The organism is Providencia sp. PROV129 (assembly GCF_028482245.1).
Taxonomy (GTDB): Bacteria; Pseudomonadota; Gammaproteobacteria; order Enterobacterales; family Enterobacteriaceae; genus Providencia; species Providencia vermicola.
The window spans coordinates 109,451-127,690 of the sequence record NZ_JAMPQD010000020.1 but is presented as its reverse complement, the minus strand read 5'-3'; the positions used below and the strand labels follow the sequence as shown (position 1 = coordinate 127,690).

Here is an 18,240-nt window from a genome sequence, read left to right as displayed (position 1 = left end):
CGTTCTCCCTAATCAATTACGCAGCCAGGAGTGTCGAGGGCGACTTTCCTCACAGCTTCGTAGTAACGCACATACCCAGTGCAGCGGCAAATATGCTCATTTAGCGCCTCTTCAATGGCTTGTTCAAGGTCAACCCGTTTGACTGGATTCTTTTTGAGTTTATCGAGGAACACTGTGGCTCCTGTGACAAAACCTGGTGCGCAATAGCCACATTGAAAAGAGAAGTTTTCGATAAACGCTTGTTGGATCGGGGTCAATTCGACAACGTTTCCTTGTTCATCCAGTTTTGCTTGCCCTTCGATAGTGACAATATTTTTGTTATTAAAGTAGTGTGCGCCAAAAATACAGGTACGGCTTTCAACAGTAGTGCCATCAGGTTGAATTTCCATGATGGTGCAGGCGTGGCAAATCCCCTGTCCGCAACCAAAGTGAGTTCCTGTTAGGTCTAGATATTCATGAAGGAACTCAATCATTGGCATCCCAACAGGGACGTCAACAGGGCCAATTTTTTGACCATTGATGGTTAAGGTTAATGGCTTGCGCTCAATAATCGGAACGGCATTTTTGATATTCATGAGAGGGCCTTTTTAATTTTATCTACCGTAATAGGAAATTCATAAAAACGTTTCCCTGTCGCGTGGGTGAGTGCGTTGCTAGTGGCGGGAAGGATAGGGATCATCCCTAGTTCTGCCATACCTTTCGGCGGCGAGGTTTCAGACAACGGAGGCAAATAATCGATGGTTTGCTGCCAAACGGCCACGTCTTTTGCACGGGGTAAAACATAGCGGTTAAAGTTCCACGTACCGTTACCCGGGCCATCTTCATACAGTGGCAGTTCTTCCATCAATGCATGCCCGATGCCCATTGCCGTACCACCTTGAATTTGCCCAGAAACCAGCTCAGGGACTATCATGGTACCGGGGTCCATAATCATATGATGGCGCATTACATCCACTTCTCCTGTCATAATGTTGACGTTGAGCTCGACTAAGCAACACGCGGGAGTGACCGTTGTTGGGTCTGCTTTCGCACGTTGAGTCGGTGGGTAGTACGCCATTTTACGTTTGATAAAGTGGTAACCGCCTGTTGTCATTTGTTTTTTCAATTCATTTGGCGCACCATCACCATAACGAATGGATATGGCATCAAGAGGCAGGTTTTTTAGCCCCACGGTTGGAATATCAAAATCAGCGCGAGCCCATTGCCAGCTGGAATAACCATGTACTGCAATCCCCGTGATTAGTCCCATTTCATGGGCACGCTTGGCTAAAATATTGAAAGGGATGGGCTTCATACCACCACCTCCAATGCCATCGGGCCCCACTCGAATATCTGAAAACTCAACATTTAGACCGTTAAATGCACCGCCTCCAGGGCCTTCGCTCCAAATGCTTTTTGCCGCAGGCCATAAGGTATTTTCCAGTAAGAAGTGACCCGCTTGGCGTGTGCCAAAACCGATATAGTAGACTCCACTGGATGAGCTCATATCAGGGATTAACGCAGGTGTCCAATACGGGTCGCTTTTGGCAAGTTCGTCTTGTTTTTTCTGATCTGCCCAGCTGGTTTTTAACGGTAATTCAGCAAATTCGGTGACGCCAAACTCCACTACATCAGGAGCTTTACTGAGAGCTTGCCATACCATCACTTGTTGAGCAGTCGTTCCCCCTGTGCCGATTTCTTGCATGCAGTGGCGCATGGTCAGTTTACCGTCGGCATCAAATTCAAGGGAAAGGATGGTAGGTACGCCGCTAGAACCATACACTTGTTGAACTTGAGCAAAGCCAACACCGTACAGCTTGCCAGGGTTTTTGGCATCATATTCGGTTTTGTTTTTCTCACGATCTTGCCAAATCGGATGCTTTTCTGCCAAGTTCAGCATTTCCACATTGCGTGGGTCTCCTGCGATTACGCCACCTTGGGTATTCGGATAACCTTCTAAAATGGCGTTACGACGGCGTAACTCTATTGGGTCGATATTCAGGTTATGCGCTATTTCATCTACCATCAACTCAGTTACTGCCATGGATTGCAGCGACCCAAAACCTCGCATTGAACCAGCTTCAACCGCAGGCGTTGCCATGGCGAGCGCGGTTAAATCAGATTTTGGGAAATAATAAATAGATTGTGCACCCCGTACCGCAACATGAGAAACCGCAACGGATAAGTTTTCACGCCCTCCGCCATTGCAGTTATATGTGCCTTTTAAAACATCAAATTTCCCCGTTTTTTTATCGCCGATAATGGTCACGTCCATTTCAATCGAATGGCGCTTCATCCCCATTTGGAACTGTTCATAACGGTCATTAGCCATGCGCACAGGCAGGCCATCTGCGTAAAAACTGGCAACTAAGGCATAGAATGGAAAAACCGAATAATCTTTCGAACCATAGCCCACCGTTGAGCCTGTTAATAAAACAATGTTTTCAACAGGAAAGTGTTTGTTATTTTTCGATAATTCTGCCGCTGCATTGACGACACCTGCGGGAGATTGTGTCGCCGTCAAAATATGCAGAGTTTTGGTTTTGGCATCATACCATGTGTTGCAGTTATCAGGCTCCATGGCGCAAGGGTCGATGGATTGCGAAAAACCGTGGCGTTCAAGCACAAATTTGTCTGGGTTTTGGCGTGCTGCGGCAATTTCTTGCTCAATTTCCCGTGCGTAATCCATGGCTCTTTCTTGCTTATCAGGCCGTTGTTCTGCTTGATGAAGGGCTTGAATAAAGCCTCCACCACGATCTTTGCGAATAACAGGGGGAACGGTGATGGCATGTTTAGGGTCATAAGGAGGCCAAACAGGTGTATTGCCATCAAAACCGCCTTTAATCCCAGAATCCTGGTAAGGGGAGAAAATTGATGGGGAAAGCGGCGTTTCCCCACCAATTCGTACATAGCGGGCTGCCCCATAGTTTGCAGGTGGTTTAGGGCCTGTAACGGCGCCATATTTCACTGTATTCGTTGCAAAGCGCAACATACGCTGCGCTGCGCTGTATTTATCAAAGTCTTGGTAAATCAAAATGGCAACTGGGTGGCCAATAATTGGTGCTGTTTCCCCTAACGGAACTAGCACATTGGTACCGTAAAAACCTTTGCCCATCCCTGTATCTTGGGGGATATTCAGGCCATCACGGATGAGGTCTTCTTGTAAGATGACTTTATCAGGCTGTAAGTTTGGCCCTAGCATTGAAATATCAATACCTTCAAATATTTTATCCGCATTGGTGGCTTTTAACATAAAGGCATAACTTTGTTTTTTTGGCCAGCCTGGAATATCTTTGGCGCGGTAATCACGGGCGAAGTTTTTTCTCCCCGTGACTTTTTCAACGCCATCCCAACGAAAACGCGCTTTACCATTTTGCCCAATCCAGTCGGTTTTCGGTGAATCTGAATCCAATTCAACCGCAAGGGCAAAAGGGAGTTTACCTACCATGATGGTAATCCCTGCGATGGTACCTAATTTAATAAAATTACGCCTAGAAATATGTCCCGTCATTATGTACTCCCAAATTTTATTATTAGGGGGATTTGCATTAGAGGTAGTAATAAATAATGTGTTTGTATAATTAAATATAAGATTATTTTATGACAAATAAATCAAATCACATTTAGATGGTTAATATGTGATTACTCAATAAGTTACATAAATAGTATGGGTATCTATAAAGGGTTATGGGAAATGAGTAAAGGGTTTTATACAAGAAAGTGAATAATCTTGGTAGAGTAATCTTAATTGGACAATTTTAACAAAAATCACTGCCTAAAATTCATGTTGAGTTAATGGGGTAAAATCATTTTGATTATTTTTAAATAAATTCAATGTATAATTAAATATATAACGATTCTATTTTTTGATTGTTATTAATTTTAATGAGAAGCCAGACTGACTGGTTCATTTTGTTAGTCTGGCTTTTTTAGGTTATTGACGTAAGGCTTTAACGTGTTCTGGCGTTACATCAGCAGGTTGACCACCCCATTCAACACGTAGAAAATTGACTAATTCGCTGATTTGTTGGTCGCTCAGCTTATTCGCAAAACCTGGCATGCTTTGTAGGCTTTGGTTATTCGGAAATTGTTGTTCTGGTAAACCATCCAAAATAGCATTAATCAGATTGGTACTGTCTACATCACGTAATGTTGAATTGCCTTTCATCGCAACGGCCACATTCGGTTTACCGCCACCATCGTAAGCGTGGCAGCCAGAACAAGTTTCTAAATACACTTGTCGGCCTTGTGGGTTACCTTCGCCCATTTTTAGTGGCAATGTGGTCGGTGGGTTGTCGCCCATCAGATAAGTGGCGATTGCGCTATTATCTTCAGGAGTTAAATGCTGTGAACTCAGGTAAATCACAGGGTGCATATCACTATAGGCTGAACCTTGTGGGGCGATACCCGTCATGAAAAATTGCTGTAAATCCTGTTTTGTCCAGCCACGTGCAGCGAGCGCCTCTGGCGTAATGTCAGGTGCGATAAAGCGCCCTAATGCACCACCTTTCATATAGTTGTCCAAATCCATTTCACCTAAAGCTCCCCTTGGCGTGTGGCATTCAGAGCAATGTTCCAATACGTTAACTAAATATTTTCCACGTTGCCATTCAGGAGAGCTACCTTGAGAGCTGTCTGGAAGCGGTTTATCGTTAAAAAATAGCAGGTTCCAACCAATCATTGCCATGCGCTGATTTAGCGGGAAAGGCAATGAGTTTTCGGGGGGTGCAACATCCACCGCTGGGCGGCTCATCAAGTAGCTGTAAATTGCATCGGAGTCTTCTCGGGTTATACCTTTGTAGGAGGTATATGGCATCGCAGGGTAAAGGTGTTTACTCGGCGGTGAGATCCCTTGAGTTAGCGCCTTATAAAACTGATCTTTTGTCCAGCGGCCAATCCCAAAATCTGCAGAAGGGGTCAAGTTACTGCTATAGATGGTACCAAAAGGCGTATCAAGGGGAAATCCGCCCGCAAGTGGTGCGCCGTTAGTGCTGGTATGGCAAGCTGCGCAGTCGCTAGCGAGAGTCAGGTAGCGACCTCGTTCAATTTCTTGGGGAGTTGAGGTCACTTTTTGAGGGGGGCCATCCAATGTACGGCTTTCATACCAGTAAAGTACAGCCCAAACGACGATAATTATCGCAATCAGCCATAAAATGATTTTTTTGATCATTTGATTGCCTCCTTGATAAGCCCTGGAGTGGCAAGAACAACTTCTCGCACCGCATCATAATAACGAACGTAGCCTGTACAACGGCAAATATGGTTGTTCAGAGCCTGCTTAATGGCTTCCTCTAATTCTTCCTCTTTAATTGGGTTACGTTGAAGTTCCTCAATAAAAACGGTTGCTGCATTGACAAAACCAGGAGTGCAATAGCCACACTGGAAGCTAAAATGCTCAATAAAAGCTTGTTGCACAGGGGATAATTTCACATCCCCATTTTCCGCTTTAGTTGCAGCCCCCTCAATGGTACGAATGCTTTTGTTGTTAAAAAAGTGAGCGCCTGTGATGCAGGTGCGGATCTCTTCACTGGTACCTGAAGGGTGGTCTAAGATCACCACGCAGGCGTGGCAAATACCTTGACCACAACCTAGACGTGAACCCGTTAAATCAACATATTCATGAAGGAAATCAATCATCATGAGGCCTTCAGGTACATCCATTGGCCCATAAGATTGACCATTAATGGTTAATGTCAGCGGAAGGAAATTTAAGCTCATGATAATACCTCTTGAATGTCTTTAGCTCGCACAGGGAGGTGCAAGAAATGGTGGCCAGTTGCATCGGCGATAGCATTGACGATAGATGAAACCACAGGGATCATCACTACCTCAGCAACCCCTTTTGGGGGATCGGTTTCTGAGAGTCCTGGTAGGATTTCACTGGTCTGCTGCCAAACTGCAACGTCACTGGCGAGTGGAAGATGGTAACGGTTGAAGTTCCATGTTCCATTACCAGGGCCGTCTTCATACAGAGGTAAATATTCATGGAGGGCATGACCGATACCCATTGCGAGACCACCTTGGATTTGCCCTGAAACCAGTTGTGGAACGATTAAATTACCGCATTCCACAACGGTGTGATGGTCAAGTAATTCAACTTGCCCCGTGGCTTTATCAATGGACAATTCTGTGACAGTCGCTACTGCACTGTAGTAGGTTACACCTGCGTTATTTCTTTGCGTATCAGGGTAATAGGCTTTTTCACGATGACAGACTTGGTAATCCTTTTCAGCAAAACGCAACGCGAGCCCATCGACGGGTAAGCGGCGCATTTCGCCTTGAATGCTAAAATCGGCTTCAGCCCATTGCCAGCGGTTAAATACGTGGCTAACTGCACCTGTCACACCCCCCATTTCAAAGGTGCGATCGATTAATCGCTGTAAACTTAACACTTCTAATCCATCGGCAGTTAGCCCTTCAGCAACCCAGCGTGCATCTTCGCGGCGTACAACTAATGGTGCGGCTTGCCCTCCGCCAATGCCCTCTTGCCAAATTGACATTGCAGCTGGCCACAGTCCATGTTCGAACACGAGTCGAGCCGCTTCTTCTGTACTGTGGGTAAAGTAGTATGCGGAATTACTGGCACTTGACGGTGAGCAATAATTTGGCGTCCAGAGTGGGTTTTGCGCTAAGCGGTCTTGTTCTTCCTGTGCCATGGCAAACGGGTTACCCGTTGATATCATAGGCAAAATCGACCAGTCAGCTACAGAAAAGTGAGCAAGTTCAGCGGGTTTTCCAAGCCATTTTGCGCATACAACGGCTTGAGAGGTAGACATGCCCGTTCCCATTTCAGCCCCACTGTGGTAGATGGCAATTTTGCCTTCTCGCGTTAGCTCTACACGAGCAAATGACGATTCCGCGCCTGTCCCAAAGTCTTTTTGCACACAGGAAATCCCTGTACCAAAAAATTTCCCACTATTTTTGGCTTCGTAATCGGCTTTGCGTTTGGCCCTTTCGGTCCACATCGGGTGAGCTGCGCAGCGCGTTAATACTTCATCGGCACGGATCGCGCCGCCCGGGATTGCCCCTTGGGTATTTTTCATCCCTGATTTGATTAGATTGTTTAGGCGAAATTCAATGGGGTCAGCCTTGAGCAGCTTCGCAGCTTCCTCCATTAACATATCGGTAGCAGCCATGGCTTGCAGTGTGCCGTAACCTCGAGCAGAGCCAGCATCGACCGCTCGTGATGCAATACCAACTGCAGAAAGGTCACTACGAGGAATATAATAAATCGCCTGTGCTCCCGTGGCACCAACCATCACAACGGATGGTGTAAAGTTACAGCGTCCACCGCCATCACCAATAAATGAGGCGCTGAGAGCTTCAATTTTATGTGTTTTCTTGTTGACGGCTAATGTGTAATCCATATCGAAAGCGTGGCGCTTGATACTGGATTGGAATTGCTCATAGCGGTCATTAGCTAGACGAATAGGTACGCCATCGCCATATAGTGTTGCCATGGCGCCATAATAAGGGAATGGGGCGTGGTCTTTTGAACCATAACCCACTGTAAAACAAGGATGTAGGAATATTTGCTTAATTGGGAACGTTGATTTAGCCAGCATTTCAGGCAACGATGCCGCCACTTCTTGTGGTGACTGAGTTGGGATCACAAGGTGGAATGATTGCGTTTTTGCATCATACCAACCATTGGCATTATCAGGCTCTAATGCAGCGGTATCAATGGATTGAGTTGAATATTTGCGTTTAATGACTAACCAGTCTTCAGGGGGATTTTCCAATTGTTTGGCTAGCGCATCGGCAAAAAACATACCTTCTTCATCCAGTTTTCCACCTTCACGGCCTTCAGGCCATACGGGAAGATGTTTTTTCATCCCAATGGGTGATATCGGCATGTCTTTCATACTGGAATAAATATCTGGGTCGTAAGGGTTTTCACTTCCAATACGTACTCCACGATAGGTGCCCCAAGGGTCACGTTCTAATGGCCCTGTAAATGCACCATATTGAATAATATCATCGTGGAATTTAAGCGTTTCTTTGGCAAAGCGGAATTTTGCAAAGTCATGGTAAATGAGCAGTGCCACAGCTTGGCCTAAATAGGCAGGGGTTTTCCCTTCGGGAAGAAGCAAGTCTTCTCCGTAAAACTCAGGGAAAGCAACACCGTCTTTTTCTAAGTCACTTGCCGTCACAATGCGGTCTGGCATCAAGCCATCGCTGAGCCTATCGAGGTTAAAACCTTGGTAAATTTTGTCCGCTTGGGTCACTCTGAGTAAAAATGCGTGGCCTTGTTGTTTTGGCCAGTGGGGAATATCCCGTGCTCGGATGTCTCTGGCGAAAACTTTTTCACCTTGCACTTTAGAAAAGGCATCAATACGAAATTTTATTCGCTTATCAACGGGGTTCCAGTCTGGGGACTGAAGAATTTTTTCCTCAAATAGCACATCAAAAGCGCGGCTATATAAAGGGGCGAGATACACTGAAATTCCAGCAACAACGGCACATTTTAGAAAGTGTCTGCGGGAGAGTTCGACATTGCTTTTGCTCATAATAAACCCTTACACTTATTATATTACATCTATATTGTTTTATTTATCATTACTCTGAAAATTATTACATACTGATTCAAATATTGTCTAATTGTGAATGCTTGGCAAGTTACTATTAACAATAACTTGTTATCTTATTGAATATCCCTTATTTATTAGAGCATAAATAAATATACGTCTGAATAATTACAATTATGAATATTGGCATATTAATATTAGCAGCTGGTCGCAGCCAGCGTTTTAAAAATGCAGGTGGAAAAGGCAGTAAATTGAATCTTCTATTAGGTGAACAAACTGTTTTTGAAAAAACACTTTTAAATTCAATGGATAGCAAGCTTACTGTTCATGTTGTAACCAGGCCTGATAATGAGGGGGTTATTCACAGTTGCTTACAATATAATATTCCATTCTCATTGTTGGATAGTGATGGATTAGGCGAATCTATAGCGTTGGGCATTAAAAATACATCTTATTTAGATGGTTGGTTAATTCAATTAGCGGATATGCCTTATATAAGTAGCAGTCTACTCCTCTGTGTTGCCAATAACCTCAATCACCATTCGCTCGTTAGACCTGTATATGGTGGATTGCCTGGTCATCCAGTGGGAATATCTGCAAAGTATTATTCAGAATTAATTAAATTAGCAGGGGATGATGGGGCAAAATCAATATTACGTCACAATTTTGTTTATGAATTAGAGATAAATGATGAAAGTGTTATTAAAGATATTGATTATCCAATAGTTGATAATGAATAGGAGCAAGTATGCTGCGTGAAGATGTTTTTGTTATCTCTCAAGCCCTTTCTTGGATAAAAGAAGAGCCCATTTGGTTGTGTACTGTGCTGAGTACGTATGGTTCTTCTCCTCGCAGCCCAGGGTCGCTCCTTGTCGCAAAAGCTGATGGTCAGTATGTTGGTTCTTTGTCAGGTGGTTGTATTGAGGAAGATTTTATTCAGCGTATTCAAGATGCGAAATACCTAAATGGTAGTCAAATTGTTCGCTATGGTCGCGGTGGATTAGAGGCGAAAGTGAATTTGCCTTGTGATGGTAGTTTAGATGTTTTAATTGAATATTTACCTAAGAGTGACGAAAGTGTTAGTTATCTCACTGAAATACATCAAGCACTATTAGGATATACCGCAATTAATAAAAAAATCATCTTGCCCCAACGCGGTGAAATTAGTACAGCCAATAATCAACAGATTCCAACCCAAATAGAGCGTGTTGGTGATGACATTCAATTTTATATTGCCGCACCACCACGGTTAATTATTGCAGGGATCTCGAATGTTGGGATTTATTGTGCAAGTTTTGCGGCAACATTGGGGTTTGAAGTGATCATTTGCGAGCACCGTGAGGATGAATTAGGGCGTTTTTCTGGGCAGCTTTCTAGCCAGTTTGAGGTGATTAAATTATTTCCTGCCCGTTATTTAGAGTCCCAAAGTTGTACGCCAAATACGGCCATTGTTTCTTTAACACATGATCCTCGTATTGATGACCTAACATTGATGGAGGCTGTGAATACCCCTGCGTTTTATATTGGTGCAATGGGGTCAAGCCGCACAAGTGCACGTCGACGTGAACGGTTATTGGGCGCTGGCGGAATGTCATTGGCGGAAATCGACCGTATTCACGCGCCTATTGGTATTCCAATTGGTAGCAAAACGCCGCCTGAAATTGCGTTAGCGATAATGGCAGACATTGTCGCATACAAAAATGGTGTGAAAGGCCAGAACGATAAACAAATAAAAAATCATTTATCGGCGGTAAATCAATAAGTTAAAGTTTAAGATAGGGCGGCCAGTTTATCGCCCTGTCTTTAATGATATCTGATGTTATCGTTGTACAGCAGTCACCATGATTTCTACAAGTACTTGTTCCCGCGCCATATTCGCTTCAACAGCTGCACGTGCTGGGCTGTGCTCAACAGGCATCCAGCTTTCCCAAACCGCATTAAATGCAGCAAAGTCCCGATGCATATTTTTAATCCAAACTTGAGCGGATAAAATGCACGTTTTATCGCTTTGACTTGCTGCTAATAATGCATCAATTTTATCAAGAACGTCTTGAGTCTGTTGTGTAATGTCACCCGTTAAATCGCTAGGAACTTGGCCAGATAAGTACACAAGGCCACCAAACTCAACACTGTCTGCTAGGCGTGGCTTTGGATTATTTCGTTTAATACTCATATTTACCTCGTTAATCCTGCAAGAGAAATGGGGGATGTTTTTGTCGTAATCAATTGACTTAATATTTCTGCACTGCCCGCAGCTAGAGTAAACCCTAAACTACCATGGCCAATATTTAACCAAAGGTTTTTATAGATAGTTTTTCCTAATAGTGGTGGGCCCTTTGGTGTTGATGGCCGTAACCCATACCATGCAGGGGCATCATCCACTTTAGGTAAATGTGGAAACGTTTTTTTCACAATGTCTTTTAAGGCATTCACGCGGTTATCGCGCAGCCCTGAATCATCATAACCAATATCGACCATGGCAGCGATGCGCAGTTGGTCATTCAATTTGGCATAAACAATTTTATTACCATAATCAGTCACATTCATCTTAGGGACACAATGCTCAGCTTGTGGGTATTCAACGCTAAGACTATAACCTTTTAAGCCTAACATAGGGACATCAATTCCCAGCGGTTTAAGTAATTCTCGGCTGCCGTTGCCAGCACAAACAATAACCTCATCAGCCTGAATATTTCCCTGGTGAGTGACTATTCCAGTAATGCAATTATTGTGTTGGGTAAAGGATTTGACACTACGTTGCAAGCAGAGAGTAAACTGTGGCTGCGTGTTTAAATATTGCAGCACGTTTTTGCAAAATAAATAACAATCGGCACTTTCATCATCAGGGGCATAAATTGCGCCAACGAGCTGTGATTGGATATGTTTTAGAGAGGGTTCTAACTCAGTAATTTCAGCGGGCGTTAAGATTTTTTGAAATTGACTATCAGCCGTTTCACACGCTTTTTGAAAGCTTTTTTTATCGCGATGAATAATTAATTTCCCTGATTTTTCCCAAGCAAAGTCAGCGATATCACCATTTTTCCGCCACATATTCATTATGTTTTGGCTTAATAGTGATAAGCGCAGAATATGTGCACCATTGATTTTATTGGTTTTACGGTTACACGCTAGGGTAAATTGCGCTAACCATGACCATTGCTGAATTGATGGGGTTATTTTCAGATTCAACGGGGAGTCGTTTTTCCCCATCCAGCGCAGCCCTTGTAAGGGAACGCCAGAATCGGCAAGTGGCGAAACATAGCGGTAACTCAGCTGCCCACCGTTAGCAAAGCTGGTTTGCATTCCGACATCTGAATCAGATTCAAGCAAGGTGACGGTTTGACCCGCTTTAATTAACGCGTATGCGGTGCTTAACCCAATCACACCCGCTCCAATAATCACCACATGTTTAGCCATAATATTCCACAACCTATAATAATGTAGGAATGAATATTTAACGGCGAATAGGCTAACTAAACAATTGAGTTTTCATTACCAGAGTATAACTTTTGGTTAACGACTTTATTCCTTTTTTCGAGAGTTAACGCTAATGTATTGACGTAATTTTGTGCGGCTTTGGTTAATGGTTTATCTGCACGGTGGAAAACAGAAACCGCTAATCGCAGTCCTTCTTTTAACGGATAGATCATCGATTCTGGTAGTGTGTGTTCTGCTGAGAAAATATCCGTAATGCTGCAACCTAACCCTGCTTGAACAAACTCGGCAGCCATATGGTAAGTGTGTACGCTGATATTTGATTCAGCGAATTGATGACGCTTTTGTAAAAGCTGAGACAATGAATCAGAGCCAGGATGGATCCAACGTTCTTGGTCAATATCAACTAAGGAAACGGGGGTGTGTAATGGTGGCTGACTGTCAACATAGACTAAGGGAATATCAGCAATTGGCAGCACAGTAATCCCCCCTTCGATTTCAAGATTAAAGCCAATACCAATGTCCAAATCTTGCTGTGTTAATAATTGCAGAATATCTGTTGTGTGGTGGGTTCCAATCGTGAGTTTTATATTGGGATGTTTTTTAATAAACAGGGCGGTGACTTCGGGTACTAGGTTTAACCCTAGGCTTGGCAAACAGCCGATAGCTAATTTACCTTGCGGATTACGGGATAAATTTTGTGCTAAAATTCTGAGCTTATCTAAATTTTGATAAACTTCTTTTGCCTCTTCAAACAATAAATTCGCTTCATCTGTAGGGATTAGTTTTCCTCTAATTCGTTGAAATAAAACCAATCCAAGCTGCTGTTCTGCATGTTTTAACGCTTTACTCGCCGCGGGTTGAGAAATATGAAGGACTTCTGCCGCTCGTGTTAAAGAACCACAAGTCATGACTGCGTAAAATATATCAAGATGCCGTAATTTCATGCTATGAAACCTACCATTTTTGTTTATCAAGGTATTTTACCGAATTAATCCTATTTAATCCGATGCGGTCGTCATTTTGTGATGGGATACGAGAAAAGAATTTTTTGCATAAGGAGATACTTTAACGAGAAAGGAAAATGCCAGTCTATACCTTTTGGTTATAAACTGGCACTTTATAAAGTAGGTTAGGCGAAATAGGTACCTATTTCGATGAATATTTTAATTAAGATACTGTTTGAAATATCCACGATAAATGCCCCCACCATTGGCACGACTAAGAAAGCTTTATGGGACGGGCTAAATGCTTTTGTGACGGTTTGCATATTTGCAATAGCAGTAGGCGTTGCCCCCATACCGAATCCACAATGTCCCGCGCTAATCACTACCGCATCATAGTCTTTGCCCATCATCTTAAAGGTCACAAAGCAGGCGAACAGCACCATAACTACAGTTTGCACAGCAATAATTAATAAAACAGGGCCTGCCATGCTGGCTAATTGACCGAATTTTAAAGACATCAATGCCATCGCTAAGAATAATGACAAGGCAACGCTACCAAGAACATCAACGGTAGGCTCAAACACTTCATGTTTAAATACATGCGTTAATACATTTCGGATGATAATACCGACAAATAAACACCAAACGAAGGTCGGTAATTGCAGAACTGTATCTTTGAATAAGGCACTAATATACCCACCAACAACAATACAGATAATCAGCATTGAGATAGTTTCAATGACATTGTTGGCATTGATTTTACGTTTAACGCTAGGTTGTTCAAATGCTTCAACAATCGTTTCTTTTTCTAATTCAGTGGCTTTTGGGATTGTCACTTTTTTCAATAAATGGCGAGCTACTGGACCACCAATTAAACCACCCAATACTAAACCTAAAGTAGCACATGCCATCGCTAATTCAACGGCACCTGTAACACCATATTTATCGGCTAATACTGGCCCCCAAGCCCCCGCGTTTCCGTGGCCACCCGTTAAGGTGATTGAACCCGCGATTAAGCCAATAAATGGGCTCTCATTTAGCATGACTGCCATGCCCATACCCACAGTATTTTGAATTGCAATTAAAATGGTGACGGCGATAGTTAATAATACCAGTGGCTTGCCGCCTTTTATTAATCGTGAAAAATCCGAACTTAGCCCAATGGATGAGAAGAAGGTGATCATCAGAATACTTTGTAAGGATGCATCGAAAGTAAAAGAATACCCTGCAGTTTTATCGATAATCAATAAAATAATGGCCACAATAAAACCGCCAACAACGGCTTCAGGAATATGGTTTTTCTGTAAAAAGGGCGTGTATTTAACAACAAACATCCCAATCAATAGCGCTAAACAAGCGACTAATAATGTGTAGCTGGCATCTAAAATCATTATTTTACCTCAAATAAGCTTACCAGAGCTTCTTTTATCGTTATTTAACATTAATGATAAATTAAGCTACTTTGCGCAACCTTTGTTTAACAATGAGTTTTGTTTGGGTATCTATAACCTTTAGTTAACTCTAGGCTGTGTATTAGGCAGGATGAAAATATGGTATTTATTAAGCGAAAATCGCGAGAAGTAGCGTGAATAGCAGGTTTCCAAAGAACTTATTTATTTGAAGGTGGCGATATAACAATGAAATTTAAACGGATGTATCTGAACGCCATGCAGCATAAGTAATTATAAGAAATGTGATGTACAACATAAAAGAAAATAGACAGGTAGGAGTGGAATATGGGGCACATAATCTATTTTTGATGCATTGTGCAAATTTTGTCGAAAGCATCGTCTAAAAAAACATCGACAATTAAGTGTCAGGTATTTTGTTAACCTCTTGATTTTAAGTAATATACATCAATCTTTTATCGATGATAAATTGTGGATGGTTACTTTTAAATGGAATAAGTACAAATATAATAAACAAACGTTATTTGATAATTTTGTTTCAGGCTTATATTTGGTTTATTTTACCATCTTATTAAGGCTGTCGAATTTGGCTTATTTATTAATAGATTGTTTTTATAAGATTATTATTATTTAAATTGTTTTAAACCTATATAAAAGTCAAATTTACTCGGATATCTCGTCAGTCAATTATTTGCTATGATGGCCTAATTACAATAGGTTAGGTTATATTTAGGTTGTTTAATCATGCAGTGGTGTGCAAATCTAAAAGCATATCTTTAATTCAAAATTTCTTTTTTATTAGGTGTTTTTAATATTGTTTTATGGAGTGTTTTAAATGCAAAAAACGATCCGCCAAGTCACCTTTGATTTATTGCGTAAGTTGGATATTACAACCGTTTTTGGGAACCCAGGTTCAACAGAAGAAACATTCTTGAAAGATTTCCCAAGTGATTTTCGTTATATCCAAACCTTGCAAGAAGCCTCCGCTGTCGCTGCCGCTGATGGTTATGCTCAAGGAATGCGTAAGGTTGCAATGGTCAACGTACATACTTCTGCAGGTTTAAGCAACGCCATGAGTAATATTTTGACGGCATATATGAACCGCACGCCATTAATCATTACAGCGGGGAACCAAACGCGAGAAATGTTATTAATGGAACCTTGGCTTACCAATATTGAGCCAGAAACCTTACCGAAACCATGGGTAAAATGGAGCTATCAGCCAGTACGTGCAGAAGATGTCCCCGCGGCTTTTATGCGTGCTTATGCGATGGCGCTGCAACCGCCTGCAGGGCCCGTATTTTTGTCAATCCCGCTGGATGATTGGGATAAACCTGCATTAGCACAAGAGGCAGTCGTTCGTTCAGTGCCACAGCGTATTGGTTATGATCCTGTTCGATTACAAGAGTTTGCCACTGCGTTATCTAATGCAAAGAACCCCGTGCTAATTTATGGTTCCGCCATTGCTCGAGGGCAAGGGTGGGATATCGGCATTAAGTTTGCAGAGAAATTAAATGTCCCCGTGTGGGCGGCGCCTGCTTCTGAACGCCCGCCATTCCCTGAGACGCACCCGTTATATGCAGGCGGGTTACCTTTTGCGACTAAACCATTATCTGAAAAACTGGAAGGACATGACTTAGCCATTGTTATTGGTGCGCCAGTATTTAGATATTACCCTTATGTTGCAGGGAGTTATATTCCTGAAAAGTTGCGATTATTGCATATCACGGATGACCCCATAGAAGCTGGGAGAGCCCCTGTTGGCGATAGCTTATTAAGTGATGCGGTGCTTGCTCTAGAAGGGTTAATCAACTTAGTTGCACCGCGTGCTGCATCAAACAGTGTGGTGAAACAGCCTCATGGTTTGGCGCCGCACCCAGCAGCACCTGAACAAACGAGCCAGAGCTCAATATTGAGTGCAACAGAGTTATTTCGCACGTTAAGGGAAGTTTCACCGAAAGAGACTGTCTTAGTAGAAGAATCACCTTCAAACCTAGGTGAGCTTCATCGTGAATGGCCAATTGAATCCCCTGATTCATTTTATACATTTGCAAGCGGTTCATTAGGTTGGAATTTACCTGCAAGTGTGGGGATTGCATTAGCAGAAAGGGATAGTGGGCGTCATCGCCCAGTGATGGCCATTATTGGAGATGGCTCCATGCAGTACTCTATTCAAGGTTTATGGAGTGCAGCGCAGCAGAATTTACCAATTGTGTTTATCATTGTGAAAAACAATGAATATGCAATTTTAAAATCATTTGCGGTATTGGAAGAGACCCCAGGCGTGCCAGGGCTTGATATTCCAAACTTAGATATTGTGGCTTTAGGTAAGGGGTATGGTTGCACTGCAGTGAGAGCTGAGACGGTGGAGGATGTGAAAAAAACGTGTGAAGAGGCGTTTAAGCGTAATGGGCCGACGGTAATTGAAGTCCCTATTTTGCCTTCAATTCCACCACTCATTTAATGTTAGTGACTTTATTGGATAGCTCCTCGTTAGGGGCTATTTTTTTATCTATGTTTTATTCAAGGAATAGATAGAGTCGATAAATTATGATGTTTATTTAATAAAGTTAGACAGGACTCGATATTTATGACGCCCCATCCTCAAGCAAAGCTCGCTTTAGCTATTTTGCAAAAATATTTATCTGATTCATTAATTGCAGTTTATCTGCATGGATCGGCTGTTTCGAGTGGCCTAAGACCAACGAGTGATATTGATTTACTTGTTGTGGTTGATAAGCCGCTGACAGAGATATGCCGTGAACAGCTTGTGCGAGGGCTAATGGCGATTTCTGGCTTATACCCGATTGATCCAGAAGGGCGCCGACCACTTGAAGTTGCCGTGTTTTTATCAAGTGAATTAAACATGCTTTCTTCCCCAGCAAAATGTGAATTAATGTACGGGGAGTGGTTACGCACAGAGTATGAACAAGGGGTATTTGAAGGGCAAACCCAAGACCCTGAATTTACATTGATGTTAGCGCAAGCTGCACAAGATGCGGTCGCTTTATGGCATAAGGAAATGCACAGTTTACCCATGATAGGCCAGCCTGATATACGAAAAGTGATATTAGATGCTCTTCCTAACTTACTGTTATCTTTGAAGGGGGATGAACGCAATGTGTTACTCACCCTTGTGCGAATGTGGTACACCATGAAGACAGGGTTATTTATTTCAAAGGATGGGGCTGCCAATTGGGCAATAGATTTAATGCCTACGGCGTTATCCTCAATAATTATAATGGCCAAAAATGACTATTTAACGGGGGCTTCTACTGACTGGGCAGACCAAACAGAGGGCATTAAGACGTGTGTTGATTATTTAGCTGAATGTATTCGTACTTGTTCTTAGATGATCTCAATGGATGTGTGTTTTGGTGCTCTTTAAGTGCGATTAAAAACCTGTTTGTTGGATGTTTAAAGAATCTAAAAAATACATGATTTATACTGCTTTGCTGTTTGACTAACGAGGGAACATAAACGTGGAAAAAAAATCAATTAACCCTACAACTGTCTTTAATTCTTTGCAGTATGGCTTTAGCCAAGCAATAGAAACAACGGGAACTCGCCAATTATTTTTATCAGGCCAAGTGGGCGTAAACGCTAATCAAGAAACAGTGGCGGGGGGAATTTATGAACAAACTGTTCAGTCACTGGTAAATATCGAACATGTGCTGCGTGAGGTGGGGGGAAACTTATCGAATGTGACTGTTTTGCGTATTTACATTAAAGATGGGGCGAATAGCCACGAAGAACAATTAGACATCGCTAAGGCATTAAAAGAAAAGTTTGGTGATGCACCACCCGCTTCTTCTTGGATTATTGTTACAGGACTTTCATTACCTGAGTGGCTAATTGAAATTGAAGCCCATGCGGTCTTAAATTAACCCGAAAAAATTGAAAAAGCCGATAATCAAATCAGCTTTTTCATATCACAGCTTA

The 18,240-nt window shown here is 42.5% G+C and carries 14 protein-coding genes; 5 read left to right on the top strand and 9 right to left on the bottom strand.

Annotated elements, in window-relative coordinates:
- Positions 1–8: 8 nt before the first annotated feature.
- From PSF27_RS15065 to PSF27_RS15045, 5 genes are all read right to left on the bottom strand, one after another.
- Positions 9–575 carry a (2Fe-2S)-binding protein gene (locus PSF27_RS15065; RefSeq protein WP_272681791.1) on the bottom strand — a complete coding sequence of 189 codons (567 nt, stop codon included), beginning with the start codon at positions 573–575 and terminating at the stop codon, positions 9–11.
- Positions 572–3,490 carry a xanthine dehydrogenase family protein molybdopterin-binding subunit gene (locus PSF27_RS15060; protein ID WP_272681790.1) on the bottom strand — a complete coding sequence of 973 codons (2,919 nt, stop codon included), beginning with the start codon at positions 3,488–3,490 and terminating at the stop codon, positions 572–574. The genes PSF27_RS15065 and PSF27_RS15060 overlap by 4 nt, the downstream gene beginning before the upstream one ends.
- Before the next feature lie 423 nt (positions 3,491–3,913).
- On the bottom strand, positions 3,914–5,149 hold the full coding sequence (locus PSF27_RS15055) for a cytochrome c (protein WP_272681789.1): 1,236 nt from the start codon (positions 5,147–5,149) through the stop codon (positions 3,914–3,916).
- Positions 5,146–5,697, bottom strand: a complete 552-nt coding sequence (locus PSF27_RS15050) for a (2Fe-2S)-binding protein (RefSeq protein WP_206086848.1) — start codon at positions 5,695–5,697, stop codon at positions 5,146–5,148. The genes PSF27_RS15055 and PSF27_RS15050 overlap by 4 nt, the downstream gene beginning before the upstream one ends.
- Positions 5,694–8,489, bottom strand: a complete 2,796-nt coding sequence (locus tag PSF27_RS15045; protein ID WP_206086847.1) for a xanthine dehydrogenase family protein molybdopterin-binding subunit — start codon at positions 8,487–8,489, stop codon at positions 5,694–5,696. Before PSF27_RS15045 ends, PSF27_RS15050 begins: the two co-directional genes overlap by 4 nt.
- A 194-nt stretch (positions 8,490–8,683) precedes the next feature.
- On the opposite strand from PSF27_RS15045, the gene PSF27_RS15040 reads away from it, so the two are divergent.
- Both PSF27_RS15040 and PSF27_RS15035 read left to right on the top strand, forming a co-directional pair.
- A complete protein-coding gene (locus PSF27_RS15040) occupies positions 8,684–9,247 on the top strand; it encodes a nucleotidyltransferase family protein (protein ID WP_272681788.1) in 564 nt (187 codons plus the stop codon).
- 8 nt (positions 9,248–9,255) lie between these two features.
- On the top strand, positions 9,256–10,269 hold the full coding sequence (locus PSF27_RS15035) for an XdhC family protein (protein WP_206086845.1): 1,014 nt from the start codon (positions 9,256–9,258) through the stop codon (positions 10,267–10,269).
- Positions 10,270–10,326: 57 nt separating this feature from the next.
- Here the strand turns inward: PSF27_RS15035 and PSF27_RS15030 are convergent, their stop codons facing one another.
- From PSF27_RS15030 to gltS, 4 genes are all read right to left on the bottom strand, one after another.
- Entirely contained in the window at positions 10,327–10,680 is a 354-nt protein-coding gene (locus PSF27_RS15030) for a RidA family protein (protein ID WP_206086844.1), read from the bottom strand.
- A 2-nt stretch (positions 10,681–10,682) separates the two neighbouring features.
- Complete coding sequence (locus tag PSF27_RS15025; RefSeq protein ID WP_272681787.1) at positions 10,683–11,924, bottom strand: D-amino acid dehydrogenase; 1,242 nt, start codon at positions 11,922–11,924, stop codon at positions 10,683–10,685.
- Between the two features lie 56 nt (positions 11,925–11,980).
- The gene (locus tag PSF27_RS15020; RefSeq protein WP_206086841.1) at positions 11,981–12,889 is read right to left on the bottom strand and encodes a LysR family transcriptional regulator; all 909 of its coding nucleotides are present in this window, start codon (positions 12,887–12,889) and stop codon (positions 11,981–11,983) included.
- 185 nt (positions 12,890–13,074) lie between these two features.
- The gene (gene gltS, locus PSF27_RS15015) at positions 13,075–14,280 is read right to left on the bottom strand and encodes a sodium/glutamate symporter (protein WP_206086840.1); all 1,206 of its coding nucleotides are present in this window, start codon (positions 14,278–14,280) and stop codon (positions 13,075–13,077) included.
- An 853-nt stretch (positions 14,281–15,133) separates the two neighbouring features.
- Between gltS and mdlC the strand changes: the two genes are divergently transcribed.
- From mdlC to PSF27_RS15000, 3 genes are all read left to right on the top strand, one after another.
- Positions 15,134–16,762 carry a benzoylformate decarboxylase gene (mdlC, locus tag PSF27_RS15010; RefSeq protein ID WP_272681786.1) on the top strand — a complete coding sequence of 543 codons (1,629 nt, stop codon included), beginning with the start codon at positions 15,134–15,136 and terminating at the stop codon, positions 16,760–16,762.
- A 126-nt stretch (positions 16,763–16,888) separates the two neighbouring features.
- Positions 16,889–17,650, top strand: a complete 762-nt coding sequence (locus PSF27_RS15005) for an aminoglycoside adenylyltransferase domain-containing protein (protein WP_272681785.1) — start codon at positions 16,889–16,891, stop codon at positions 17,648–17,650.
- Positions 17,651–17,780: 130 nt separating this feature from the next.
- The gene (locus tag PSF27_RS15000) at positions 17,781–18,185 is read left to right on the top strand and encodes a RidA family protein (RefSeq protein ID WP_206086837.1); all 405 of its coding nucleotides are present in this window, start codon (positions 17,781–17,783) and stop codon (positions 18,183–18,185) included.
- The last annotated feature ends 55 nt before the right edge of the window (positions 18,186–18,240 follow it).

Coding starts and splice junctions, on each gene's coding strand:
- PSF27_RS15055 (WP_272681789.1), bottom strand. CDS start 5,149: ATGATCAAAAAAATCATTTTATGGCTGATTGCGATAATTATCGTCGTT.
- PSF27_RS15005 (WP_272681785.1), top strand. CDS start 16,889: ATGACGCCCCATCCTCAAGCAAAGCTCGCTTTAGCTATTTTGCAAAAA.
- PSF27_RS15065 (WP_272681791.1), bottom strand. CDS start 575: ATGAATATCAAAAATGCCGTTCCGATTATTGAGCGCAAGCCATTAACC.
- PSF27_RS15045 (WP_206086847.1), bottom strand. CDS start 8,489: ATGAGCAAAAGCAATGTCGAACTCTCCCGCAGACACTTTCTAAAATGT.
- PSF27_RS15035 (WP_206086845.1), top strand. CDS start 9,256: ATGCTGCGTGAAGATGTTTTTGTTATCTCTCAAGCCCTTTCTTGGATA.
- PSF27_RS15060 (WP_272681790.1), bottom strand. CDS start 3,490: ATGACGGGACATATTTCTAGGCGTAATTTTATTAAATTAGGTACCATC.
- PSF27_RS15020 (WP_206086841.1), bottom strand. CDS start 12,889: ATGAAATTACGGCATCTTGATATATTTTACGCAGTCATGACTTGTGGT.
- PSF27_RS15050 (WP_206086848.1), bottom strand. CDS start 5,697: ATGAGCTTAAATTTCCTTCCGCTGACATTAACCATTAATGGTCAATCT.
- gltS (WP_206086840.1), bottom strand. CDS start 14,280: ATGATTTTAGATGCCAGCTACACATTATTAGTCGCTTGTTTAGCGCTA.
- PSF27_RS15025 (WP_272681787.1), bottom strand. CDS start 11,924: ATGGCTAAACATGTGGTGATTATTGGAGCGGGTGTGATTGGGTTAAGC.
- PSF27_RS15040 (WP_272681788.1), top strand. CDS start 8,684: ATGAATATTGGCATATTAATATTAGCAGCTGGTCGCAGCCAGCGTTTT.
- PSF27_RS15030 (WP_206086844.1), bottom strand. CDS start 10,680: ATGAGTATTAAACGAAATAATCCAAAGCCACGCCTAGCAGACAGTGTT.
- mdlC (WP_272681786.1), top strand. CDS start 15,134: ATGCAAAAAACGATCCGCCAAGTCACCTTTGATTTATTGCGTAAGTTG.